General features: G+C 73.9%; 23 protein-coding genes and 1 pseudogene. 12 read left to right on the plus strand and 12 right to left on the minus strand.

Translation table 11 applies throughout. The features are described 5' to 3' along the window. Window position 1: 1 nt before the first annotated feature. The 6 genes and pseudogenes from BDZ31_RS03510 to BDZ31_RS03535 form a co-directional block, all read right to left on the minus strand. Window positions 2-697, minus strand: coding sequence for a heme exporter protein CcmB (locus BDZ31_RS03510; protein WP_183339026.1), 696 nt, complete (start codon window positions 695-697; stop codon window positions 2-4). 15 nt (window positions 698-712) lie between these two features. Then, window positions 713-1,324, minus strand: a pseudogene (locus BDZ31_RS03515) (ATP-binding cassette domain-containing protein); the annotation flags it as partial. Between the two features lie 52 nt (window positions 1,325-1,376). Continuing rightward, window positions 1,377-1,862 carry a MogA/MoaB family molybdenum cofactor biosynthesis protein gene (locus BDZ31_RS03520; RefSeq protein ID WP_183339030.1) on the minus strand — a complete coding sequence of 162 codons (486 nt, stop codon included), beginning with the start codon at window positions 1,860-1,862 and terminating at the stop codon, window positions 1,377-1,379. An 8-nt stretch (window positions 1,863-1,870) separates the two neighbouring features. Then, complete coding sequence (moaC, locus tag BDZ31_RS03525; RefSeq protein WP_221242896.1) at window positions 1,871-2,317, minus strand: cyclic pyranopterin monophosphate synthase MoaC; 447 nt, start codon at window positions 2,315-2,317, stop codon at window positions 1,871-1,873. Between the two features lie 63 nt (window positions 2,318-2,380). Further along, a complete protein-coding gene (locus BDZ31_RS03530) occupies window positions 2,381-3,541 on the minus strand; it encodes a sigma-70 family RNA polymerase sigma factor (RefSeq protein WP_183339034.1) in 1,161 nt (386 codons plus the stop codon). A 72-nt stretch (window positions 3,542-3,613) separates the two neighbouring features. Beyond that, window positions 3,614-4,351, minus strand: coding sequence for a precorrin-2 dehydrogenase/sirohydrochlorin ferrochelatase family protein (locus BDZ31_RS03535; protein WP_246344402.1), 738 nt, complete (start codon window positions 4,349-4,351; stop codon window positions 3,614-3,616). An 85-nt stretch (window positions 4,352-4,436) separates the two neighbouring features. On the opposite strand from BDZ31_RS03535, the gene BDZ31_RS03540 reads away from it, so the two are divergent. The 3 genes from BDZ31_RS03540 to BDZ31_RS03550 all read left to right on the plus strand — a co-directional run bounded on the left by BDZ31_RS03540 (window position 4,437) and on the right by BDZ31_RS03550 (window position 7,448). After that, entirely contained in the window at window positions 4,437-5,225 is a 789-nt protein-coding gene (locus tag BDZ31_RS03540) for an oxygenase MpaB family protein (RefSeq protein WP_183339036.1), read from the plus strand. A 165-nt stretch (window positions 5,226-5,390) separates the two neighbouring features. After that, window positions 5,391-6,809, plus strand: a complete 1,419-nt coding sequence (locus BDZ31_RS03545; RefSeq protein ID WP_183339038.1) for an MFS transporter — start codon at window positions 5,391-5,393, stop codon at window positions 6,807-6,809. 33 nt (window positions 6,810-6,842) lie between these two features. Beyond that, window positions 6,843-7,448 carry a TetR/AcrR family transcriptional regulator gene (locus BDZ31_RS03550; protein ID WP_183339040.1) on the plus strand — a complete coding sequence of 202 codons (606 nt, stop codon included), beginning with the start codon at window positions 6,843-6,845 and terminating at the stop codon, window positions 7,446-7,448. Window positions 7,449-7,479: 31 nt separating this feature from the next. Here BDZ31_RS03550 and BDZ31_RS03555 read toward each other — a convergent pair whose 3' ends face one another. Beyond that, the gene (locus tag BDZ31_RS03555) at window positions 7,480-8,763 is read right to left on the minus strand and encodes a replication-associated recombination protein A (RefSeq protein WP_183339041.1); all 1,284 of its coding nucleotides are present in this window, start codon (window positions 8,761-8,763) and stop codon (window positions 7,480-7,482) included. 97 nt (window positions 8,764-8,860) lie between these two features. On the opposite strand from BDZ31_RS03555, the gene BDZ31_RS03560 reads away from it, so the two are divergent. From BDZ31_RS03560 to ychF, 6 genes are read left to right on the plus strand one after another with little or no spacing between them, the layout of a single operon-like run. Then, on the plus strand, window positions 8,861-10,165 hold the full coding sequence (locus BDZ31_RS03560; RefSeq protein ID WP_183339043.1) for a M20/M25/M40 family metallo-hydrolase: 1,305 nt from the start codon (window positions 8,861-8,863) through the stop codon (window positions 10,163-10,165). A gap of 53 nt (window positions 10,166-10,218) precedes the next feature. Beyond that, window positions 10,219-11,322: a nicotinate phosphoribosyltransferase gene (locus BDZ31_RS03565; RefSeq protein WP_183339045.1), complete on the plus strand. Its 1,104-nt coding sequence runs from the start codon at window positions 10,219-10,221 to the stop codon at window positions 11,320-11,322. A 30-nt stretch (window positions 11,323-11,352) separates the two neighbouring features. Beyond that, window positions 11,353-11,763 (plus strand): methylmalonyl-CoA epimerase, encoded by a 411-nt coding sequence (gene mce / locus BDZ31_RS03570; RefSeq protein WP_183339047.1) that lies wholly within the window; start codon window positions 11,353-11,355, stop codon window positions 11,761-11,763. Beyond that, complete coding sequence (locus BDZ31_RS03575; RefSeq protein ID WP_183339049.1) at window positions 11,763-11,984, plus strand: hypothetical protein; 222 nt, start codon at window positions 11,763-11,765, stop codon at window positions 11,982-11,984. The genes mce and BDZ31_RS03575 overlap by 1 nt, the downstream gene beginning before the upstream one ends. Window positions 11,985-12,009: 25 nt before the next feature. Next, on the plus strand, window positions 12,010-12,516 hold the full coding sequence (locus BDZ31_RS03580) for a phosphatase PAP2 family protein (RefSeq protein WP_183339051.1): 507 nt from the start codon (window positions 12,010-12,012) through the stop codon (window positions 12,514-12,516). Beyond that, the gene (gene ychF / locus BDZ31_RS03585) at window positions 12,513-13,592 is read left to right on the plus strand and encodes a redox-regulated ATPase YchF (RefSeq protein ID WP_183339053.1); all 1,080 of its coding nucleotides are present in this window, start codon (window positions 12,513-12,515) and stop codon (window positions 13,590-13,592) included. The genes BDZ31_RS03580 and ychF overlap by 4 nt, the downstream gene beginning before the upstream one ends. 161 nt (window positions 13,593-13,753) lie before the next feature. Here the strand turns inward: ychF and BDZ31_RS03590 are convergent, their stop codons facing one another. Both BDZ31_RS03590 and BDZ31_RS03595 read right to left on the minus strand, forming a co-directional pair. Beyond that, entirely contained in the window at window positions 13,754-14,017 is a 264-nt protein-coding gene (locus BDZ31_RS03590) for a hypothetical protein (protein WP_183339071.1), read from the minus strand. Window positions 14,018-14,101: 84 nt separating this feature from the next. Next, window positions 14,102-14,974 carry a 5'-3' exonuclease gene (locus BDZ31_RS03595; protein ID WP_183339073.1) on the minus strand — a complete coding sequence of 291 codons (873 nt, stop codon included), beginning with the start codon at window positions 14,972-14,974 and terminating at the stop codon, window positions 14,102-14,104. A gap of 124 nt (window positions 14,975-15,098) precedes the next feature. On the opposite strand from BDZ31_RS03595, the gene BDZ31_RS03600 reads away from it, so the two are divergent. From BDZ31_RS03600 to BDZ31_RS03610, 3 genes are read left to right on the plus strand one after another with little or no spacing between them, the layout of a single operon-like run. Then, window positions 15,099-15,554: a MaoC/PaaZ C-terminal domain-containing protein gene (locus BDZ31_RS03600; RefSeq protein ID WP_183339075.1), complete on the plus strand. Its 456-nt coding sequence runs from the start codon at window positions 15,099-15,101 to the stop codon at window positions 15,552-15,554. Window positions 15,555-15,594: 40 nt separating this feature from the next. After that, on the plus strand, window positions 15,595-17,256 hold the full coding sequence (locus tag BDZ31_RS03605) for an acetolactate synthase large subunit (protein ID WP_183339077.1): 1,662 nt from the start codon (window positions 15,595-15,597) through the stop codon (window positions 17,254-17,256). A 53-nt stretch (window positions 17,257-17,309) separates the two neighbouring features. Beyond that, window positions 17,310-18,725, plus strand: coding sequence for a hypothetical protein (locus tag BDZ31_RS03610; RefSeq protein WP_183339079.1), 1,416 nt, complete (start codon window positions 17,310-17,312; stop codon window positions 18,723-18,725). 69 nt (window positions 18,726-18,794) lie between these two features. Here BDZ31_RS03610 and BDZ31_RS03615 read toward each other — a convergent pair whose 3' ends face one another. From BDZ31_RS03615 to BDZ31_RS03625, 3 genes are all read right to left on the minus strand, one after another. Then, a complete protein-coding gene (locus BDZ31_RS03615; RefSeq protein WP_183339080.1) occupies window positions 18,795-20,123 on the minus strand; it encodes a class II fumarate hydratase in 1,329 nt (442 codons plus the stop codon). A gap of 219 nt (window positions 20,124-20,342) precedes the next feature. Beyond that, a complete protein-coding gene (locus BDZ31_RS03620; RefSeq protein ID WP_183339082.1) occupies window positions 20,343-21,182 on the minus strand; it encodes an alpha/beta fold hydrolase in 840 nt (279 codons plus the stop codon). Beyond that, window positions 21,179-21,652, minus strand: coding sequence for a hypothetical protein (locus tag BDZ31_RS03625; protein WP_183339084.1), 474 nt, complete (start codon window positions 21,650-21,652; stop codon window positions 21,179-21,181). Before BDZ31_RS03625 ends, BDZ31_RS03620 begins: the two co-directional genes overlap by 4 nt. Window positions 21,653-21,700: the final 48 nt, after the last annotated feature.

Below are 21,700 nucleotides of genomic sequence, written 5' to 3' on the forward strand. Positions count from 1 at the left end.
GTCAGTCCTCCAGGAGGAAATCGAAGACGGCGTAGGCGAGGAGCCCGAAGACGAGATCATAGAGCGCGAGCACCGCGAGCCACTTCGCCGCCGGCCACGACGCGCCGCCCTCGGCCAGCAATGGCGCGCAGGAGCGCGACGCGGCGATCAGCGCCGGCACCAGCAGCGGCAGCCCGATCATCGGCACGATCAGGTCGCGCGAACGGGTGCGGATCGCGAGCGCCGAGACGAGCGCGCCGACCAGCGCGAGCGCCCCGTTCACGAGCGCCAGCACGACGACCAGCCCACCGAGCGCGTCCCACGGCGACGGCCCCAGCAGCAGGATCGCGAAGGCCGGCACGGCGACCAGCTCGACGAGCGTGAGGAAGAGGAAGAGCGCCATCGCCTTCGACAGGAACAGCGCCGTGCGGTCGATCGGCGCCAGCAGCACCGCGTCGAAGCCGCCCTCGGCCTGCTCGGAGACGAACAGGCGGTTGATGCCAAGGATCGCGGCGAAGAGGATCGTGACGAGCAGGACCCCGGCGGCCAGCGAGCCCTCGACCTCGTCTCTGCCGAGGCCGAAGTGGAACAGCACGAAGGTCGTGATCGAGAACAGCACCATCGCCGGCACCGACTCGGGCGCCCGCCGCTCCAGCAGCAGGTCCTTGCGCAGCAGCACCCAGGTCGGCCGCATCGGGCGCGGCTCGCGACTACGCATGGAGCGACCTCCGCCTCACCGGTAGAGCGCCTCCACGGCGACGACGTCGACCTCGCCGGCCGGCGCCAGCAGCGCCGCCCTGCCGTCGCGCAGGCCGAGCGCGAGGTCGGCCTCGGCCAGCCCGCCGACCGGGTCGTGGCTCGTGACGACGCGCGTCCGTCCGCTCTCGCGCCCGATCAGCGGCTCGATCAGCGCGGTCGCCGCCGGGTCGAGGTTGGCGCGCGGCTCGTCGAGCAGCAGCAGCGGCGGGTCGTGCAGGATCGTGCGGCAGACGGCCACCCGCTGCAGCAGCCCCTTCGACAGCGTGCGGACGGGGTCGTCGGCGCGGCCGGTCAGCCGCGTCCGCTCCAGCAGCTCCTCGACGCGCGCCGCCGGCTGCTTGTGCAGGCGCGCGTGGAAGCGGAGGTTCTCGCGCGCGCTGAGGTCCCTGTAGAGCAGCGCGTCGTGGGCGAGCAGCCCGATTCTGCCGCGCACCGCCCACTCCCTTCTCGGCAGCGACTCGCCGAGCACCGTCACCTCGCCGCCGTGGGGGCGCAGCAGCGACGCCAGCAGCCGCAGCAGCGTCGACTTGCCGGCGCCGTTGGGGCCGAAGACGACGAGCGTCTGCCCGCTCGGCACCGTCACCGAGAGGTCGCGCAGCGCCCAGCGCTCGCCGTAGCGGCGGGAGACGCCGCGCAGCTCAATGGCGGGCGCCGCGTCCACCGTCGCGTCCGAGCTGCGCGACGACGTGGGCGAGCGCCGGCGCGAGCACGGGGAAGAGCTGGGCGATCGCCTTCGGGCTGCCCGGCAGGTTGACGATCAACGTCCGCCCGGCGATGCCGGAGACGCCGCGCGAGGCCATCGCGAACGGGGTGTGCTTGAGCGACTCGGCCCGCAGCGCCTCGGCGAAGCCCGGCGCCTCGCGGTCGATCACGTCGCGCGTCGCCTCGGGCGTGCAGTCGTCGGGCGTGAGGCCGGTGCCGCCGGTCGTGAAGACGAGCGGCAGCCGCTCGCTCGCGTAGCCGCGCAGCATCGAGGCGATCGCCGAGCGGTCGTCGGTGACCCGGTCGCGCGCGACGACCTCGCAGCCGGCCGCGGCCGCCAGCCGCGCCAGCTCGGCGCCGGAGAGGTCGTCGCCCTCGCCGCGGGCGAGCGTCGTCGAGATCGTCAGGATGGCCGTCTGCATCGCGTCCGCTACGCCTCGTCGCGGCGCCACGCGCCGGAGCGGCCGCCGGACTTCTCCAGCAGCACGACGTCGGCGATCTCGACGCCCTTCTCGAGCGCCTTGACCATGTCGTAGACGGTCAGCGCGGCGACGCTGGCGGCCGTCAGCGCCTCCATCTCGACGCCGGTCTGGGCGCGCGTGCGTGCGGTCGCGACGAGCACGACGCGACCGTCCCGCTCTCCGACCTCGACCTCGGCGGTCACGTCGACGGAGGAGAGCGGGAGCTGGTGGCAGAGCGGGATCAGCTCCCACGTCCGCTTCGCCGCCTGGATGCCGGCGATCCGCGCCGGGCCGAGCACGTCGCCCTTCGGCGCGTCGCCGTCGCGGACGGCGGCGGCCGTCGCGGCGCTCATGCGGACGGTCGCACGGGCGACGGCCCGGCGGTCGGTGTGCGCCTTGTCGCCGACGTCGACCATCCGCGCGCGGCCCTCGTCGTCGATGTGCGTCAGCTGCTCGCTCACGCGAGCAACGGTACCGCGCTACGCCGCCGCGGCGAGCGGTGCCAGCCCGGCATGGCGGCGGGCCGCCTCGACCAGCCCGTCGCGCAGGCGCCGCCCCGCCTCGCTCGCCTCGGGCAGCTCGGCGTGCCACTGGACGCCGACGGCGAACGGCAGCCGCGGGTCCTCGACCGCCTCGACCAGCCCGTCGGCGGAGGTCGAGGTGACCGTCAGTCCGCGGCCGACGCGGGCGACCGCCTGGTGATGGAGCGTCGGGACGGCGGCGGTGGCGCCGAGCATCCGCCGCGCCAGCGAGCCGTCCTGCGAGCGGATCGGGTGGGTGCCGCTGCTGTGCCCGGCGCCGTCGTGGCCGATCTCGCTCAGGTCCTGGTGGAGCGAGCCGCCGCGCGCGACGTTGATCAGCTGGTGGCCGCGGCAGATCCCGAGCACCGGCATGCGGGTCGCGAGCGCCTCGCGGACGATCGCCAGGTCGGTGCGGTCGGCCTCGATCCGCGGGTTGCGGGCGGCGCGGATCTGCTGGCCGTAGGTCGCCGGGTGAACGTCGTGCGTGTCGCCGGTCAGCACGAGCGCGTGCGCGGTCGCGAGCTGGCGCGAGGCCTGCTCGGGCGCGACGCGGCGGACGCGCACCTCGCCGGCGCCGAGCCAGCTCTCGTAGATCTCGGGCTGCTGGTCGCGGGCGACGAGCAGCACCAGCGGCGACTCGGCCGCGGGGCGCAGCGCCTGGTAGGCGACGCGGAAGCGCTCGCGGGCGCGGGTCAGCCGCTTGCGCGCCGCCTCGGGCGTCGTCTGCAGCAGGCGCGCCGCGTCGGTCGGGCCGAAGCCGGCGAACTGGAGCGTCACGAGCGCCCGCTCGCGCGCCGGCAGCTGCGCCAGCGCGGCCTCGATCGTCAGCCGCTCGTCGAGGTCGTCGGCGCCGCCGGCGACCTCGCCGCCCACCGCGTCGAGCAGGACGGCGTCGTCGTGCGGGCGGCGGGCGCGCAGCGCGTCGATCGCGGCGTTGCGGGCGACGCGGAACAGCCACGCCCGCCGGCGCTCGGGCGAGAGGTCGCGCGGTGCGTGCAGCCACGCGCGCAGGAAGACCTCCTGGGCGAGGTCCTCGGCGAGGCCGGGGTCGCCGACGTAGCGCCGCAGGTGGCGCTCGATCGCCGCGCGGTGGGTGGAGATGAGGAGGTCGAGATCCATGTCACCCGTTGAGACGGATCTCGCCGTGCGAAGCGGACGGCCGGCTCGTCCCCGCGCCGGCCGCCATCGCGCTCAGGCGGGCGCGTGGGTCCGCTGGGCGGCCGTGATCAGGTCGACGACGGCCTGCTCGTCGCCGGCTCTCAGCAGCGCGATCGGGTCGGGCTCGCCGTTGACGATCGACTCGAAGAACTCCTTGCGGTCCTGGTAGGTCGGCAGCGTCGACTTCGCCCAGCCGCGGGCGTCGTTGAGCAGCACCGCCAGGCGCGCGTACTCCTCGCCGAACAGCTGCGAGATCTCGGCCTTCATCCGCTTCGCCAGCGCCGGCGAGGCGCCGGCGGTCGAGATCGCGATCGCGAGTGGGCCGGTGCGGACGATCGCCGGCAGGATGAAGTTGCAGAGCGGCGGGACGTCGACGACGTTGACGAGCATCGCGCGCTTCTCCGCGTCGTCGTAGACGCCGATGTTGACCTCGGAGTCGTTCGTGGCGGCGATCACCATGAACGTCCCCTCCAGGTCGGCGGGCTCGTACCGGCGGGCGATCCACTCGATCGAGCCCTCGTCGGCGAGGCGCCGCAGCTCCGGCTGCAGATCGGGCGCGACGACGGTCACGTCGCCGTCGCAGGCGAGCAGCCCCTCGACCTTCTCGAGGCCGACGTCACCGCCGCCGACGACGAGGCTGCGCCGGCCTCTGAGCTTGAGGCAGGCGATGTAGAACGGCGTGTCGAGCATGTCGCGGACGCAGGTCTGGTCGCAGATGCCCTTGCGGTACTGGCAGACGCATTCCTTGCCGCTGTAGGCCTGTGCTGGCATGAGAGACAGGGTACGCGCCCCGTCGCGCGGCGACGCGTCAGCGGCCCGACCGGCCATTTCGGGGATCCGTCCTACCCTCGAAGGGATGACGGCCGGGGTGTTCGACGACGACGCGACGATCCGCCGCGTCCACCGCGAGCAGGTGCTCGCGCTGGCGGGGCCGCGGGCGCTGCTGATGCAGGCCGCCCACCCGGTCGCGTTCGCCGGCTTCTTCGCCCACACCGGCGCGCTCGACGAGCGGCTCCACCGCACCGCGCAGGCCGTCGACCTCGTCGTCTTCGGACCGCGCGCCGAGGCCGAGCGGGTGACCGCCGCCGTCCGCGACGTGCACGCGACCGTCCGCGGCGAGCTGGCCGAGCCGGCCGGCCGCTTCCCGGCCGGCACGCCGTATGCCGCCGACGACCCGGCGCTGCTGCTGTGGATCCTCGCGACGCTGGTCGACTCCGGGCTGACCGTCTACCAGCGCTACGTGCGCCGCCTCTCGCGCGACGAGCGCGACGCCTACTGGCGCGACTTCCGCGTCTTCGGCCGCATGTTCGGCCTGCGCGAGCAGGAGATGCCGCCGACGATCGAGGCCTTCGACCGCTACCTGCGCGAGATGCTGGAGGGCGGCGAGCTCCACGTCGGCGAGCGGGCGCGCGAGCTGGCCGTCCAGATCGTGATGCGCCCGCCGGTGCCGCTGCACGTGCGGCCGCTGCTGGAGCTCGCGAACTTCGTCACGGTCGGCCTGCTCCCGCGCGAGATCCGCCGCCTCTACGGCTTCTCGTGGGATCCCGCCCGCGGGCTGGCGCTGCGCGGCGGCGCCGAGTACGCCCGCCGCGTGCTCGTGCCGCTGCTGCCCGGCCGGCTGCGCTACGTGCGCCGCGCCGCGTAGCGCCGGCGCGGCGGCCGCGCATCTCCCTCCCGACGACCCGGGCGTCGCCCGGGCGCTCGCTGCTGGGCGGTGCACGGAAGTCGCCGCGCTTACATCTCATACACGACTGTAAGAGTTAGTGGTAGCTTTGACATCACTGTAAGAGCTACTGCCCTGGAGGCTCTCATGCCAGCGCTCATCCTGCTGTGCGCCGCGCAGTTCATGGTCATCCTCGACATCACCGTCGTCAGCATCGCGATGCCGTCGATCCAGCAGGACCTCGGCTTCGCGATCGCCGACCTCCAGTGGGTCGTGACCGCCTACACGCTCGCGTTCGGCGGGCTGCTGCTGCTCGGCGGCCGCGCGGCCGACCTGCTCGGGCGACGGCGGGTCTTCCTCACCGGCCTGACGGTCTTCACGGGCGCGTCGCTCGGCGCCGCGCTCGCCGGCTCGCCGACCGCCCTGCTCGCCGCGCGCGCCTGCCAGGGCGTCGGCGCGGCGATGCTGTCGCCGGCCGCCCTCTCGCTCGTCACGACCGCCTTCCCAGACGGCCCGCAGCGGCGGCGGGCGCTGGCGGCATGGGCCGCGGTCGCCGCCAGCGGCGGCGCGTTCGGCGTGCTCGCCGGCGGGCTGCTGACCGAGACGCTCGACTGGACCGCGATCTTCCTCGTCAACGTCCCGATCGGGATCGCCGTCGGCATCGGCGCGCTGCGCCTCCTGCCGGTGGGCGGCGGCGCGAGCCCGTCCGCGCGCGGGCCGATCGACGTCGCCGGCGCGCTGCTGGCGACCGGCGGCCTCGTCGCGCTGATCTACGGCCTCGTCGAGGCGCCCGGCGCCGGGTGGGGCTCCCTGCAGACGATCGGGCTGCTCGCCCTCGCCGCCGCGGCGCTCACCACGTTCGTCGCCGTCGAGGCGCGCGTGCGCCAGCCGCTCGTCACCCTGAGCGTCTTCCGCCGGCGTCCGACGACGACGGCGCTCGTGCTGATGGTCGCCGGCATGGGGACGATCCTCTCGACCTTCTTCTTCCTCACGCTCTACCTCCAGCACGTGCTGGGGCACTCCGCGCTGCGGAGCGGCCTCGAGTTCCTGCCGGGCGCGCTCCTGCTCGTGCTCGCCGCGCACGCCGGCGGGCAGCTGACCGCGCGGCTCGGCGCCAAGCCGGTGCTCGCCGGCGGCATGACGCTCGCCGCGCTCGGCGCGCTGCTGCTCAGCGGCGTCTCGCCGGGCGGTAGCTACCTCGCCGACGTGCTCCCCGGCCTGCTCGTGCTCGACCTCGGCGTCGGACTGGCGGCCTCGGCGATCTTCATCGTCGGGATGTCCGGGGTCGGCGACGAGGAAGCCGGCATGGTCTCCGGCCTGCTGAGCACGGCGCACGAGCTCGGCGGCGCGCTCGTCCTCCCGGTGCTCTCGACGATCGCGGTCAGCGGCGTCGGGGCGGCGACGCTCGACGCCGCCTCAGGGCTCGACCCCGTCCTCGCGACCAAGGGCTTCGGCGACGCCTTCCGCGCGGCCGCCGCGATCGCCCTCGCCGCCGCGCTGCTGGCGCTCGCCGCGCTGCGCCGCTCCGACGTCGCGACCGGCACGCCGCACGCGTTCGCCCACTGAGGGCGCCGGTCCGGCCCGCTAGCGTTTCCTGCGATGCCCGACGCGCAGACCCCGTCGCGCCCCAGGCGCCGCGCCGACGCCGAGCGGAGCGTCGCCGCCATCCTCGAGGCGGCGGTCGAGCTGCTCGGGCGGCGGCCCGACGCGAGCATGAGCGAGATCGCCAGCGCGGCGGGCCTGACGCGCCAGACCGTCTACGCGCACTACGCCTCCCGCGAGGCGCTGCTGACCGCGGTCGCCGAGCGGGCGCGGGGGCAGGCGCTGGCGGCGATCGACGCCGCGGCGCCGGCCGAGGGCCCGCCCGCGGAGGCGCTCGAGCGGCTGATCGCCGCGTGGTGGGAGACGGTCGCCCGCCACGCCCGCGTGCTCGGGACGCTCGCCGGCGCCTACCCGAGCGACGCCGCGGTGCGCGAGCTGCACGCGCCGATCGTCGAGCGCCTGGAGCGGCTCGCCCGCCGCGGCCAGCGCGCCGGCGACTTCGACCGCGACCTGCCGGCCGGCTGGATGGCGGCCGCCTTCCTCGGCCTGATGCACGCGAGCGCCGAGCAAGTCGCCGTCGGCGGCGTCGACGCGGCCGACGCCGGACGCGCCCTCGCGCGCGCCGTCCCGCGCGCCTGGGGCGCCGGCGTCGCGGGGCGATAGCGCGGGCCGTCGTCGCCGTCGGCGGGGCGCGTCAGGGCTGCTTGCCGCGCGCTCTGCGGATCCGCTCGTGGCGCTCGCCGAGCGCTCGCTCGGTCGCGGTCGGCTGCCAGAAGCGCTGGCCGGCGACCGGCTCGGGCAGCAGCTCCTGCGGCGAGACGTGGCCGGGGCGGTCGTGCGGGTAGTCGTAGCCCTCGCCGCGTCCGCCCGAGCGCAGCGGCACCGGCGGCCGCGCCGCGCCGTGGTCGCGCACGTACTGGCGCGCGCGCTTGAGCGCCTTGTAGGCGGCGTTCGACTTCGGCGCCAGCGCGAGGTAGACGGCGCACTGCGCCAGCGCGTGCGCGCCCTCGGGCAGGCCGACCAGCTCGATCGCCTGCGCCGTCGCGGTCGCGACCTGGAGCGCCTGCGGGTCGGCGTTGCCGATGTCCTCGCTGGCGAGGATCACCATCCGCCGGGCGATGAAGCGCGGATCCTCGCCGCCCTCCAGCATCACCGCGAGGTAGTAGAGCGAGGCGTCGGGATCCGAGCCGCGCGTCGACTTGATCCACGCCGAGATCGTGTCGTAGTGGTTGTCGCCGGCGCGGTCGTAGTGGAGGATCCGCCCGGCCAGCGCGTCGGCCGCGATCTCGACGCCGACGACCCCCTCCGGTGCCGCGTCGGCGGCCCGCTCGAGCGCACTCAGGGCGGCGCGCGCGTCGCCGGCGGCGCGCGCGGTCAGCAGCTCGAGCGCCTCCTCGTCGACCCTCGCGAGGCCGAGCTCGCCCCGCTCGACGGCGCGGTCGAGCAGCGTGCGGACGTCGGCGTCGCTCAGCTCTCTCAGCTCGTAGACGCGCGCTCGCGACAGCAGCGCGCCGTTGACCTCGTAGGAGGGGTTCTCGGTCGTCGCGCCGATCAGCGTCACGAGCCCCTCCTCGACCGCCGGCAGCAGCGCGTCCTGCTGGGCCTTGTTGAAGCGGTGGATCTCGTCGAGGAAGAAGACCGTCCGTCTGCCGAGGCGGCGCCGCTGCCCCGCCCGCTCCATCACGCCGCGGACCTCCGGTCTGCCGGCCTGCACGGCGCTCAGCTCCTCGAAGACGGCGTCGGCGCTGTCGGCGACGATTCGCGCGAGCGTCGTCTTCCCGGTCCCCGGCGGGCCGTGGAGGATCATCGAATGCGGTCTGCCCGACTCGATCGCCGCCCGCAGCGGCGAGCCGTCGTGCAGCAGGTGGCCCTGGCCGACGTACTCGGCGAGCGTGCGCGGCCGCATCCGCGCCGCCAGCGGCGCGCCGGCGCGGACCGTCTCGGCGTCGGGCTCCGGCGGCTCGAAGAGGGACGACATGCGTCAAGTCTGGCGCACGGCGGCCCGCCGGCGCAGGCGAGCGGACGCGCGGCCGGTCGCCGGCGCCCGACGGCGGCGCGCCACTAGAGTCCTCGTCATGCCCGCCGACCTCCAGCAGGAGACGACCGAGCTGCTGCGCCGGCTCGTCCGCTTCGACACCGTCAACCCGCCAGGCAACGAGCGCGCCTGCCAGGAGTACCTGGCCGGCTACCTGACCGAGGCCGGCTTCGAGGTCGAGCTGCTCGGCGCCGTCGCGGAGCGGCCGAACCTCGTCGCACGGCTGCGCGGCGAGCAGGAGGGCCCGGTGCTCGGACTGCTCGGCCACGTCGACACGGTGCTCGCCAAGCCGGAGGAGTGGGAGTACGACCCGTGGTCGGGCGAGATCGCCGACGGCTTCCTGTGGGGCCGCGGCGCGCTCGACATGAAGGGCCAGGTCGCCGCCGAGATCGCCGCCGCGACGGCGTTGGCGAGATCGGGATGGCGGCCGAGAAAGGGCGACCTGCTGGTGATCGCCGTCGTCGACGAGGAGACCGGCGGCGCGCTCGGCGCCCAGTGGCTGACCGAGCACCATCCCGACAAGGTCCGCTGCGACTACCTGCTCAACGAGGGCGGCGGCGAGCACTTCGTCTACCGCGGCCGCCGCCGCTACGGCGTCTGCACCGCCGAGAAGGGCGTCTTCCGCTTCACGATCGCGACCGACGGCGTCGCCGGCCACGCCTCGCAGCCGAAGATGGGCGACAACGCGCTGCTGAAGATGGCGCCGCTGCTCGATCGCCTCGCCAGCCGCCAGCCCTCCTACGAGCTGACCGAGGCGCCCGCCGCCTTCCTGCGCGGCCTCGGCGAGGACGCCGGCGACCCCGTCGCCGCCGTCGCGCGGATGGAGCAGGCCGACCCGCGGCTGATCCCGCTGTTCGAGCCGATGTTCGGCGTCACCTTCACGCCGACGAAGATCTCCGCCTCCGAGAAGATCAACGTGATCCCGAGCGAGGCGCGCCTCAGCGTCGACTGCCGCGTCCCGCCCGGCCTCGGCGAGGAGGCCGTCCGCCGCGCGCTGGCGGAGGTGCTCGGCCCCACGGAGGGGTTCCGGATCGAGTGGGACACGCAGGTCGAGGGCAACGGCTCGCCGATCGGCTCGCGCCTGCGCGAGGCGATCAACGGCTGGATCGCCAGCCAGGACCCCGGCGCCTCGACGGTGCCGCTGATCCTCCCCGGCTTCACCGACTCGCGCCATTTTCGCGCCGCCTTCCCCGACTGCGTCGCCTACGGCTTCTTCCCGCAGATGCACCAGTCCCGCTTCGACACCGCCCCGCTCGTCCACAGCGCCGACGAGCGGATCGACGTCCGCGACCTCGGCTTCGCCGCCAGCTTCTACCGCGACGTCGCGGTCGAGCTGCTGAGATAGGGCGCCGGGGGCGCGCAGGTTCGCCGCGCGCCGCCTGCGGATATCGTCGCCTCATGGCGGCATCCGAGCAGCGGCAGCGCGAGCGGCTCGCGCCCGAGACCTTCAGGCTGCCGGTCGAGCGGATCCGGGACGGCTGGTACTCCGACGCCTACTTCGTCTCGACGAAGCGGCTGCTGGAGGACGACGGCCGCCACCCGCACGTGCTGATGCAGGTCTTCCAGAAGCGCGACTCGCTGCTCGGCGGGATCGACGAGGCGATCGCCGTCCTCAAGCTCTGCTCCGGCACGCGCGAGCTCGACGGGACGTGGACGCCGGGCTGGGAGCGGCTGGAGGTCAAGGCGCTCCACGAGGGCGACCGGATCGCCCCGCGCGAGGCGGTCATGACGATCGCCGGCGACTACACGCTGTTCGCCCACCTGGAGACGGTCTACCTCGGCTCGCTCGCGCGCCGCTCGCTGATCATGCGCAACGTCGCCGACGTCGTCGAGGCGGCGAGAGGCAAGCAGATCTTCTACTTCCCCGCCCGTCACGACCACTGGCTGGTGCAGACCGGCGACGGCTGGGCGGCGCACGTCGCGGGGGCGATCGGCGTCTCGACCGAGGCGCAGGCGTCGTGGTGGGGCGGGCGCGGCATCGGCACCGTCCCGCACGGGCTGATCGCCGCCTACGACGGCGACACGGTGCTCGCCGCGCGCAAGTTCGCCGACCGCTACCACCCCGACGTCAACGTGACGGTGCTGGTCGACTTCGCCAACGACTCGGTCGACACCGCGCTCGCGGTCGCCGACGCGCTCGGCGACCGCCTCTGGGGCGTCCGGCTCGACACCAGCGAGCAGCTCGTCGACCGCTCGCTGTGGGACGAGATGGGCGCCTTCAAGCCGACCGGCGTCAACCCGCGGCTGGTCGAGAAGGTCCGCGGCGCGCTCGACGCCGCCGGCCACGGCGGGGTGCGGATCGTCGCCTCCGGCGGCTTCGACGCCGCCCGCATCCGCGCCTTCGAGGCGGCCGGCGTCCCGGTCGACGCCTACGGCGTCGGCTCGTCGCTGATCCGCGGCGAGAACGACTACACCGCCGACGTCGTGCGCGTCGACGGGCGGCCGCTGGCGAAGGTCGGGCGGCGCGAGAACCCCAACCCGCGCCTGCAACGCGTCGTCTGAGCGGCCGGAGGGGCTATGCTCCCCGCCGTCATGCTCGGCCGAATCGACCACATCGGCGTCGCCGTCGAGGACCTCGACGCCGCCCTGGAGCTGTACGCGAACGGGCTGAAGATGCCCGTCGTCCACCGCGAGACCGTCGAGGAGCAGGGCGTCGAGGCGATCCTGCTCGACGTCGGCGACGGCCACGTCGAGCTGCTCGCGCCGCTCGGCCCCGACACTCCGGTCGGCAAGTACCTCGCCAAGAAGGGCCCGGGCATCCACCACGTCGCCTACCAGGTCGAGGCGATCGAGCCGGTGCTCGCCTCGCTGAGAGCGACCGGCATGCGCCTGATCGACGAGACGCCGCGGATCGGCATCCGCGGCTCGAAGGTCGCCTTCGTCCACCCGGCCTCCACCGGCGGCGTGCTGACCGAGATCGTCCAACCGGCGGAGGGACACTGATGGCTGGCGCGGAGCAGCGGATCACGATCGGCTTCCGTGGGCAGACGCTGCCCGTGCGCACGACGCCCGACCAGGTCTCCGGCCTGGTCGGCGCGCTGCGCGAGGGCCGCGGCGGCTGGTTCGACCTGAGAAGCGAGGACGGCTCGATCTTCCTCGATCTCGCCAAGGTCGAGTACGTGCGCATCGACGAGCACGAGCAGCGCGTCGGCTTCGGCCTCTAGCCGCGCTCGCCCGAGGCCGCATGCCGTGCTGACGTTCCCCGCTTCGCTGCAGGCGCTCGACCTCGCCGGGCTGCGGCTCACGCGCACCGTCGCGCACACGCCCCAGGTCGAGCGGGCCGTCCGCGGCTACTCGCAGCTGGGCCAGTACGCCGGCTGCTGGCTGGCGATCGGCGTCGCCGGCACGCTGCTCGACAGACCGCGCCGCGGCCGCTGGGCGAGAGCGCTCGCCGGCGTCACCGCGGCCTACGTCGCCAACCAGTCGATCAAGTTCACGGTGCGGCGGCCGCGACCGCAGCTGGAGGAGCTGCCGGCGCTGATGAAGACGCCGACGCAGCTGAGTTTCCCGAGCGCGCACGCGGCCTCGTCGTTCGCCGCCGCGGAGGCGTACGCCGGACTGCTGCCGGCGGGGCCGCTGAAGGCCGCCGCCTACGCGATGGCCGGCTCGCGCCTCTATCTCGGCGTGCACTGGCCGTCGGACATCGTCGTCGGAGCCGTGCTCGGCACGGTCATAGGGAAGGGCGCTCGCTCATGAAGGTCGGAATCGTCGGCATGCCGAACGCGGGCAAGTCCTCGCTCTTCAACGCGCTGACGCGCGCGGGCGCCGAGGCGGCCAACTACCCGTTCACGACGATCGAGCCGAACGTCGCCGTCGTCCCCGTCGCGGACGAGCGGCTGACGGCGCTGGCCGAGCTGCTCGGCGCCTCCGAGATCGTCCCCGACTCGATCGACTTCCACGACATCGCCGGGCTCGTCAGAGGCGCCCACGAGGGCGAGGGCCTCGGCAACCAGTTCCTCGCGAACATCCGCGAGACCGACGCGATCGTCCACGTCGTCCGCGCCCATCACGACGACAACGTCATCCACCCGGAGGGCGAGGTCGACCCGCTGCGCGACATTGAGACGATCGAGACCGAGCTGATCTTCGCCGACCTCGAGCAGGCCGAGCGGCGCCACCAGCGCGTCGTCCGCTCCGCGCGCGGCGGCGACAGAGCGGCGATCGCCGAGGAGGCGTGGCTGAGCGCGCTGATCGCCGCCCTGCAGGCCGGCAGACCGGCCCGCACCGTCCCGCCGCCGGACGAGGCCCCCAACGCGCTGCGCGACCTCTCGCCGCTGACCGCCAAGCCGGTGCTGTTCGTCGCCAACGTCGACGAGGGCAGCGACGAGGTGCCGGCCGCGATCGCCGAGCATGCCGCGACCCACGCGGCGAAGGCGGTCGCGATCTCCTCGCGGATCGAGGCCGAGCTGTCCGAGCTCGACGACGACGAGGCGCAGGCGATGCGCGACGAGCTCGGGATCGCCGAGTCCGGCCTCCAGCGCATCGTCCGCGGCGCCTTCGACCTGCTCCAGCTGAACGCCTTCTTCACCGTCGGCTCCGGTAAGCGCGCCCAGTCGTGGCATTTACGCAGGGGCCTCACCGCCTGGCACGCCGCCGGCCAGATCCACTCCGACATCCAGAGAGGCTTCGTCCGCGCCGAGGTGATCGGCTGGAGAGAGTTGATCGATGCCGGCGGCTACGCCGCCGCGAGAGAGAAGGGCACCCTCAGACTCGAGGGCCGCGACTACGTGATGCAGGACGGCGACGTGATCACCGTCAAGTTCACGCCGTAGCGCCCGCGCCGCGCCGGCGCATGATCCGGCGCCACAATCTTCGTCAGATCGGGGTGTAGGAGTCCGGCGTGATCGTGTCGCCGAAGGCGTCGATCCACTCCCATCTGTAGGCCTCCGGCGGCCACTCGATCGGTTCCTTCTTCCTGAACATCTTCGCGACCTTAGGCTCCGACGATCCGCGCCGCAACAGTGCCGGCGAGTTGAACGATCAACGCCGATGCTCCGATTCTGAAGGCGATCGACAGGTAGGCGATGCACTGTGCCATTGCCAGCTGCCGGGTTGCCATGTTGGCGGTGAACTCCCTCTGCAGCAGCGCCGTATCGGCAGTATCGGTGCGTGTCAGACGGCTGACGTGCTGCACGAGCTTCGGCGCTTCGGCCAACTGCCGACGCGGCCAGATCACGGCGAGGGTGATGATGCTCACGACGAGGAACGCTGCGAGCGCGACCCACGCCGCCCGTGACGATTGTGCGCAGTCGCCGCCGCGAAGTTGCGGCCGCCCGCGGCTCTACAGCCTCGCCGGGTCGCCGGCGGCGTCGCGGAGGCGTCTGGCGAGTCTGTTCATGCCGAGCGCCTCGGCCGCGGCGGCGCCGCCGTCGAGGTCGAGCGGAGCGTCGGCGGGGCGGTCGACCGCGACGCGCTGGAGGGCCGCGATCGCGAGGTAGTCGCGCAGCTCGTCGGCCTGCTCGCGCAGCGCTCTGGCGACGCGCGGCTTCTCGCCGTCGGGGTTCGCGAGCGCGGCCTCCAGCGAGCCGTGGCGGCGCAGCAGGTCGGCGGCGCCCTTCTCGCCGATCCCTCTCGCTCCCGGCAGGCCGTCGGAGGGGTCGCCGCGCAACGCGATGAAGTCGGGCACGAGCTCCGGGCCGATCCCGTAGCGCGCCTCGACCGCGGCCGGGTCCATCGGCTCGAACCCTCTCACGCCGGTCTTCAGGTAGAGGACCGTCACCTGCGGCGCCGCGCACTGGAACATGTCGCGGTCGCCGGTCATCAGCAGCGCGCTGCCGCCGGCCTCGACCTCGGCGAGCGCGAACGAGTGGAGCAGGTCGTCGGCCTCCAGCTCGTCGGTGCGCGCGAGCGTCCAGCCGAAGCCGGCGAACAGCTCGCCGGCGCGGTCGAACTGCGCCTGCAGCCCCTCCGGCACCGGCGGGCGGTCGGCGTGGTAGCCGCCGTAGCGCTCGACGCGGTAGCTCGCCGCCTCGGCGCCGTCGCAGATCACGACGGCCCGCGGCGCATGGTCGGCGACGACCCGGACGATCGCGTTCGTCGCGCCGAGCAGCGCGTTGACCGGCATCCCGCCGGCGCCCTTGATCGAGTCGGGCAGCGCGAACCAGGCGCGGTAGAGCAGCGACGGGGCGTCGACGGCGAGCAGGGGGGCGGACATGGCCGGCAGCCTAGCGGGCGTCCCCGCCGGCGCGCCCGCGGAAGCGCCCGGCAAGCGGCGCCCCGGCGCGACCTCGGCACTAGCCTTGCGCCGTCCACGACAGCGAGGGAGAGGGAGAGGCGACGTGATCACGCTCGACGGCATCGACGACATCAAGGCCCGCGTGGGGCAGGAGCTCGGCGTCAGCGAGTGGGACGAGGTCACGCAGGAGAAGATCGACGCCTTCGCGGAGGCGACCGGCGACCACCAGTGGATCCACGTCGACCCCGAGCGCGCGCAGCAGACGCCGTTCGGCGGGACGATCGCCCACGGCTACTACACGCTGTCGCTGGCGCCGAAGCTCACCTACGAGCTGTACACGGTCGAGAACGTCGCCTTCGCGCTCAACTACGGGCTCAACAAGGTCCGCTTCCCGGCGCCGCTGCCGGTCGGCTCGAAGGTGCGGATGCGGGCGACGATCGCGTCGGTGGAGGACATCCCCGGCGGCATCCAGATGGCGACCGCGCTGACCTTCGAGCGCGAGGGCGGCGACAAGCCGGTCTGCGTCGCCGAGACGCTCGTGCGCATCTACGCCGGCTGAGGAGTTTGAACGAGGCGGCGCGGTGGCACGGTGATCCCCGATGCCGCCGCGCCGCGCCTCCGACCTCTTCGTCGAGTGCCTCGAGGCCGAGGGCGTCCGCTACGTCTTCGGCATCCCGGGCGAGGAGACGCTCGACCTGAACGAGTCGCTGCACGACTCGTCGATCGCGTTCGTCCCCGTCCGCCACGAGCAGGGCGGCGCCTACATGGCCGACATGCACGGCCGGCTGACCGGCCGCGCCGGGGTCTGCCTCGGCACGCTCGGCCCCGGCGCGACCAACCTCGTGACGGCGATCGCCGACGCCTACCTCGACCGCGCCCCGCTCGTCGCGCTGACCGGGCAGGCCGGCGTCGAGCGGATGCACAAGGAGTCGCACCAGTTCATCGACCTCGTGCAGGTGCTGAGACCGATCGTGAAGTGGAACGCGCGCGTGTCGAGCCCGGAGATCGTCCCCGAGGTCGTGCGCAAGGCCTTCAAGCTCGCGGAGACGGAGAAGCCCGGCGCGACCCACCTCGAGCTGCCCGAGGACGTGATGGCCGCGGCGGCGCCGCCGCCCGACGACGTCGCCGGGTCGAGCCCGCTGCCGCCCGAGCGGCCGGTCCGCGTCGAGCCGCGCGCCCGCGACCTGCTGCGCGCCGCCGAGCTGATCCGCGACGCGCGCAAGCCGGTCGCGCTCGCCGGCAACGGCGTCGTGCGCGGCGGCGCGGCGCCTGCGCTGCGCGAGTTCGCGCGCGCGACCGGCGTCAAGGTCGCCGAGACGTTCATGGCCAAGGGCGTCGTCGACGCCGACTCGCCGACCGCGCTGGGGACGGTCGGGCTGCAGGCGAAGGACTACGCGCTCGCCGGCTTCGAGGAGGCCGACCTGGTGATCGCGATCGGCTACGACCTCGTCGAGCACGCGCCGAAGCACTGGAACCCGCGGCGCGACAAGCGGATCGTCGTGATCGACACCGTCCCGGCCGAGATCGACGCCAACTTCGTCCCCGACGTCGAGCTGATCGGCGACATCTACGGCGTGCTCGCGCGGCTCGCCGACGAATGCCGCGACGCGCTCCACGCCGGCGGCTCGTCGCGGCTGCGGGAGCTGGTCGCCGCGCAACTCGCCGCCGCGGCCGACGACGACGCCTTCCCGGCCCATCCCGCGCGCGCCCTGCTGGAGATCCGCCGCGCGCTGCGCCGCGACGACCTGCTGATCTCCGACGTCGGGCTGCACAAGCTGTGGATCGGGCGCCTCTTCCCCGCCCACGAGCCGAACACCGTGCTGATCGCCAACGGCCTCGCGGGGATGGGCTTCGCGGTGCCGAGCGCGATCGGCGCCAAGCTCGTCCACCCCGAGCGCAACGTGGTGACGGTCTCCGGCGACGGCGGCTTCCTGATGAACTGCCAGGAGCTGGAGACGGCGAAGCGGCTGAGAACGCCGTTCGTCAACGTGATCTGGGAGAACCGCCAGTACGGCTCGATCGTCTGGAAGCAGGAGAAGAAGTTCGGCCGCAGCTTCGGCACCGACTTCGACAACCCCGACTTCGTCAAGCTGGCCGAGTCGTTCGGGCTGCCGGCGTGGCGCGCCGCGTCGGTCGACGACTTCGCCGAGCGCCTCCGCCACGCGCTCGGGCTCGACGTGCCGTCGCTGATCGTGCTGCCGATCGACTACGCGCCCGACGTCGCGCTGACGGAGCTGGGCGCCGAGACCGTCGCGACGTGAACGTCGCGCCCGCCGAGGCGACCGACTCGGCGAGCGGCCCCTACCTTTAGCGGATGCCCTCGCCGCTCACCCGCCGCGACCTGATCGAGCGGGCCGCCCGGCTCGGGGCGGCCGCGGGCGCCGGCGCCCTGCTGGGAGCGCCCGCCGCGATCGCCCAGACCAAACCCGCGACCGCGCCGCCGCCGGCGTCGACGCCGCCGATGCTGAAGGCGGTCTCGCTGATCGGCGACGTCGACCTCTACGGCGACGCGCACGGCCTGCGCCCCTACCTGCTCGACGGACCGCGTCCGACCGACGCGATCTCGCTGTGGATCTTCTGGCCGCAGCTCCAGCCGACGCCGCCGGAGCCGTTCACGCTCGCCGGCGCCTTCCGCCAGCTGAGCGACCCGGCCGGCCCGGCCGCGTTCCCGCTCTCGGTGCTCGAGGAGCAGATCGCGCGCGCCAACGCCGACGGCCGGCGCGTCGTCATCACCGTCTTCCAGTCGTTCCCGGAGTGGTCGCATCCGAGCACGGGGCCGTTTGACTGGACGCGCGAGCCGGGCAACGGCGGCAGGCCGTATCCCGGCCAGGGCCGCCGCGGGCTCGGCGCCCGCGTCCACGACGATCCCGGCGAGGACGGCCCGTGGGCGTGGTTCGTCGCGTGGTGCTGCGCCCGCTGGGCCGACACCGGCGGCGAACCGACACCGGGCGCCGGCCTGCCCGGCGTCGCCGTCGGCAACCCGCGCGGCGCGCACGTCGACTGGCTGGCGCCGATGAACGAGCCGAACCTGACGTGGTGGCCCCAGCGCTCGGAGGGCTATCCGGACGGGACGATCGTCTCGTTCGTCGCGCAGCTGATGCGGACGGCCGCGACCGTCGCCGCCCGCTACCGCAACGGCACGGCGCTGCCGCAGGGACCGGCGCTGCTGCTGCCCAACCTCGCCGACGTCGTCGACGAGGAGGACGACCCGGAGCGCGGCACGCCGTGGCGGACCTTCACGACCGGACTGCTCGAGCAGCTGTCCGGCTGGCAGCCGGAGACGCCGGTCGGGTGGGCGCTGCACAACTACACCGACGTCAAGTACGGGCCCCAGCGCGACGGTCCCGGCGCGGGGCGCTGGCGGACCGAGGAGACGATCGAGCTGCTGCGCGCCGGCGGCTGGCCCGACCCGGCCGTCTGGCTGACCGAGGGCGGCTACCAGTTCGGCGTCAGACGGGTCGACGACGGCCGCTTCCACGTCGCGCCGCGCAAGACCGCCGACCCGGCCGCGGCCGACGTCTTCGCCGAGCAGGTCGCGCTGCTGCGCGCCAACTGGGACGCGATGGCGGCGCTGCCGGTCCGGATGTGGACCCAGTACAAGGTCAACGACGCCGACGAGTGGTTCCAGAGCAGCCTGCGCGGCCCCGCGCGCCAGCAGGCCGACGGCAGCTGGAGACTGCACGACCCGCCGTATCCCGCCTACGCGCTCTGGCCGCGCCTCGGCGCATAGGGCCGGCCAGACCCCGAGAACGAGCCGCCGGTCCGTTCTCGAAGCCTGACCGAGGCCGCGAGCGGCGCGTCAGGCCGCCGAGCCGCGCGCGATTCTGCGCAGGTCGATCGCCTCGTTGTACGTCTCCTCGCTGACGCCCTGCTCGAAGGCGACCTCGCGCAGCGGGCGCCCGGAGGCGGCGGCCTCCTTGACGATCGCGGCCGCCTTGTCGTAGCCGATGAACGGGTTGAGCGCGGTCGCGACGGCGAGCGTCGACTCGGCCGAGCGCTCGCAGCCGGCGTAGTTGGGCTCGATCCCGTCGACGCACTTCTCCGCGAACAGGCGGGCGGTGTTCGCCAGCAGCCTGATCGACTGCAGCAGGTTGCGCGCGATCAGCGGGATCCGCACGTTCAGCTCGAACTGGCCCTGGAGGCCGCCGACGGTGATCGCGGTGTCGTTGCCGATCACCTGCGCGCTGACCTGCAGCACGACCTCGGGCAGGACCGGGTTGACCTTGCCCGGCATGATCGACGAGCCCTTCTGCAGCTCGGGCAGGAACAGCTCGCCGATGCCGGCGCGCGGGCCCGAGCCCATCAGCGCGAGGTCGCCGGCGATCTTCGTCAGCGAGACGGCGACGACCTTCAGCGCGCCCGACAGCTCGACGAGCGCGTCGCGGTTGCCCTGCGCCTCGAAGGGATCCTCCGGCGCCTGGATCTCCAGCCCGCTCGCCTCCGACAGCTTCGCGCGCACGCGCGCCGCGAACTCCGGGTGGGTGTTGAGGCCCGTGCCGGTCGCGGTGCCGCCGAGCGGGATCTGCGCCACCTGCGGCAGCGCGTTGCGGACGCGCTTGCCGCCGAGGCGGATCTGCGCCGCGTAGCCGGAGAACTCCTGCCCGAGCGTGACGGGGACGGCGTCCATCAGGTGGGTGCGGCCCGACTTGACGACGTCGTCGAAGGCGGCGGCCTTCGCGGCGAACGACGCCTCCAGCTGGGCGAGCGCCGGCAGCAGGTCGTTGGTCGCCTCGTCGAGCGCGGCGAGGTGGACGGCCGACGGGAAGACGTCGTTCGACGACTGGCCCATGTTGACGTGGTCGTTGGCGTGGGCGCCCTCGCCGGCGAGCGTCGCGATCACCTCGTTGGCGTTCATGTTCGACGAGGTGCCCGAGCCAGTCTGGAAGACGTCGACCGGGAACTGCGCGTCGTGCCTGCCGGCCGCGATCTCGTCGCCGGCGGCCGCGATCCGCTCCGCGATCGCCGCGTCGAGCAGCCCCAGCTCGCCGTTGACGCGCGCCGCGGCGCCCTTGATGCGGCCGAGCCAGCGCACGACCGGGACCGGCACGCGCTCACCGGAGACGGGGAAGTTGGCGATCGCCTTCGTCGTCTCGCCGCCCCACAGCTGCTCCTGCTCCTGCACGCCCATGAAACCTCCGCCTCGCTGTTCGTTCTCGTTGTCGGACAATCCGACCTCGAACGCTACTCCGCCGGCGCCGTCCGCGACCGCTGGTACGCGCGCCCGTGTATCGAAAAGGCCATCCGAGCAACGAGATCGGCTCGCGCGCGAGGCTTAGTGGGCTATCGCGCGGTCTATCTCAAGAAGGAGATCAACTCGCGCGCGAGGCTTAGTGGGCTATCGCGCGGTCTATCTCAAGAAGGAAATCAACTCGCGCGCGAGGCCCACTGGGTCGTCGTAGGCCATCAGGAAGCCGGTGTCCGGCAGCACGCGCAGGTCGGCGTCCGGCAGCAGGTCGAGCGCCTCGCGCGCCGTCGCGAGCGGGTGCGCCGGGTCGTCGTCGGCCCACAGCAGCAGCGTCGGCGCGGCGATCGCGCGGTAGCCGTCGAGCAGCTGCCGCTGCGGCTCGCTCGGCCAGCGGCGGGCGAAGCGGGCCCACGAGCGGGCGCGGTTGCCGTTGCCGCCGACGTCCATGAAGGCGTGGCGCACGAGGTCGCGCGCGGCCGGGTTGCGGGTGTGCGAGAGCCGCTCGCCGATCGCCGGGCGGAAGACGACCGTCGCCCCGCGCGCCAGCAGCCGGTCGAGGCCCGGCAGCGCCGCGGCCCGGCAGGCCCCGCGCCACAGCGCCCGCTCCAGCCGCAGCTCGTCCTGGCGGTGGAGCCGCGTCGGCATCACGACCATCCGGCGCGGGACGAGCTGCCCGCCGGCTGCCGCTCGCAGCAGCAGCTCGGCGCCGAGGTCGTGGCCGCCGACGAGCGGCCGCGGGCCGACCGTCTCGACGCAGAAGCCCGCGATCACCTCCGTCAGCCACTCCGGCGTGTACGGATGGCGGGGCCGGTCCTCGCTGTCGCCGTGCAGCGGCAGATCGGGCAGCACGAGCCGGAAGCGGCGCGACAGCGGCTCGACGACCGGCTCCCATTCCCGATGCGACAATCCGAGCGAATGGAGCAGCACGAGCCCCGGGCCGGTGCCGACCTCGCGGTAGGCGATCCGCGCCCCGTCGTGGTGGTGGTGGAGCCGCAGCCTCATCCCGCGCGTCTTCCGGCGGCGATGCCGCGCAGCACGTCGGCGCGGTCGCGCGCGCGCTCGGCTTGGAAGGCGATCGCCTGCTGCAGCCGCTGCACGAGCTCGCCCTGCGTGCCGCCGGTCGGGCCGGCGCCGCGCTCGGCGGCGCCGACGAGGAAGCCGAGCCGGAAGGCGGCGTCGCGGTCGCGGCCGACCTGCGCGGCGAGCTGGTCGGAGACGGCGACGAAGGTCAGCCCGAGCGTCTGCAGCTGGGCGTCACTCTCAGCGCGGTCGACGCACTCCGACAGGAGCGTCCCGTCGGCCAGCGCGGCGTGGTCCGGCGCGCCGTCGAGCGCCCGCATGACGTCGGCCCCGGTCGCCTGCATGCAGGCCGAGGGCGGCGGCGCCTCCGCGCCGCAGCCGACCGCGAACGGCAGCGCGACGACGGTCGCGAGCGCTGCCGTGCGCGCACCCGGGCGAAGCGAACGTCCCACTGGGCGCATCCTCTCAGGTCGAACCAGATGCATCACCTTCATGCGCGG

It is taken from the genome of Conexibacter arvalis (assembly GCF_014199525.1).
In the GTDB taxonomy this organism is placed as follows: domain Bacteria; phylum Actinomycetota; class Thermoleophilia; order Solirubrobacterales; family Solirubrobacteraceae; genus Conexibacter; species Conexibacter arvalis.

Bases quoted from the DNA above. Each gene is read 5' to 3' on its own strand.
- BDZ31_RS03510 (WP_183339026.1), bottom strand. From the start codon at position 697: ATGCGTAGTCGCGAGCCGCGCCCGATGCGGCCGACCTGGGTGCTGCTG.
- BDZ31_RS03520 (WP_183339030.1), bottom strand. From the start codon at position 1,862: ATGCAGACGGCCATCCTGACGATCTCGACGACGCTCGCCCGCGGCGAG.
- moaC (WP_221242896.1), bottom strand. From the start codon at position 2,317: ATGGTCGACGTCGGCGACAAGGCGCACACCGACCGCCGGGCCGTCGCC.
- BDZ31_RS03530 (WP_183339034.1), bottom strand. From the start codon at position 3,541: ATGGATCTCGACCTCCTCATCTCCACCCACCGCGCGGCGATCGAGCGC.
- BDZ31_RS03535 (WP_246344402.1), bottom strand. From the start codon at position 4,351: ATGCCAGCACAGGCCTACAGCGGCAAGGAATGCGTCTGCCAGTACCGC.
- BDZ31_RS03540 (WP_183339036.1), top strand. From the start codon at position 4,437: ATGACGGCCGGGGTGTTCGACGACGACGCGACGATCCGCCGCGTCCAC.
- BDZ31_RS03545 (WP_183339038.1), top strand. From the start codon at position 5,391: ATGCCAGCGCTCATCCTGCTGTGCGCCGCGCAGTTCATGGTCATCCTC.
- BDZ31_RS03550 (WP_183339040.1), top strand. From the start codon at position 6,843: ATGCCCGACGCGCAGACCCCGTCGCGCCCCAGGCGCCGCGCCGACGCC.
- BDZ31_RS03555 (WP_183339041.1), bottom strand. From the start codon at position 8,763: ATGTCGTCCCTCTTCGAGCCGCCGGAGCCCGACGCCGAGACGGTCCGC.
- BDZ31_RS03560 (WP_183339043.1), top strand. From the start codon at position 8,861: ATGCCCGCCGACCTCCAGCAGGAGACGACCGAGCTGCTGCGCCGGCTC.
- BDZ31_RS03565 (WP_183339045.1), top strand. From the start codon at position 10,219: ATGGCGGCATCCGAGCAGCGGCAGCGCGAGCGGCTCGCGCCCGAGACC.
- mce (WP_183339047.1), top strand. From the start codon at position 11,353: ATGCTCGGCCGAATCGACCACATCGGCGTCGCCGTCGAGGACCTCGAC.
- BDZ31_RS03575 (WP_183339049.1), top strand. From the start codon at position 11,763: ATGGCTGGCGCGGAGCAGCGGATCACGATCGGCTTCCGTGGGCAGACG.
- ychF (WP_183339053.1), top strand. From the start codon at position 12,513: ATGAAGGTCGGAATCGTCGGCATGCCGAACGCGGGCAAGTCCTCGCTC.
- BDZ31_RS03595 (WP_183339073.1), bottom strand. From the start codon at position 14,974: ATGTCCGCCCCCCTGCTCGCCGTCGACGCCCCGTCGCTGCTCTACCGC.
- BDZ31_RS03605 (WP_183339077.1), top strand. From the start codon at position 15,595: ATGCCGCCGCGCCGCGCCTCCGACCTCTTCGTCGAGTGCCTCGAGGCC.
- BDZ31_RS03610 (WP_183339079.1), top strand. From the start codon at position 17,310: ATGCCCTCGCCGCTCACCCGCCGCGACCTGATCGAGCGGGCCGCCCGG.
- BDZ31_RS03615 (WP_183339080.1), bottom strand. From the start codon at position 20,123: ATGGGCGTGCAGGAGCAGGAGCAGCTGTGGGGCGGCGAGACGACGAAG.
- BDZ31_RS03620 (WP_183339082.1), bottom strand. From the start codon at position 21,182: ATGAGGCTGCGGCTCCACCACCACCACGACGGGGCGCGGATCGCCTAC.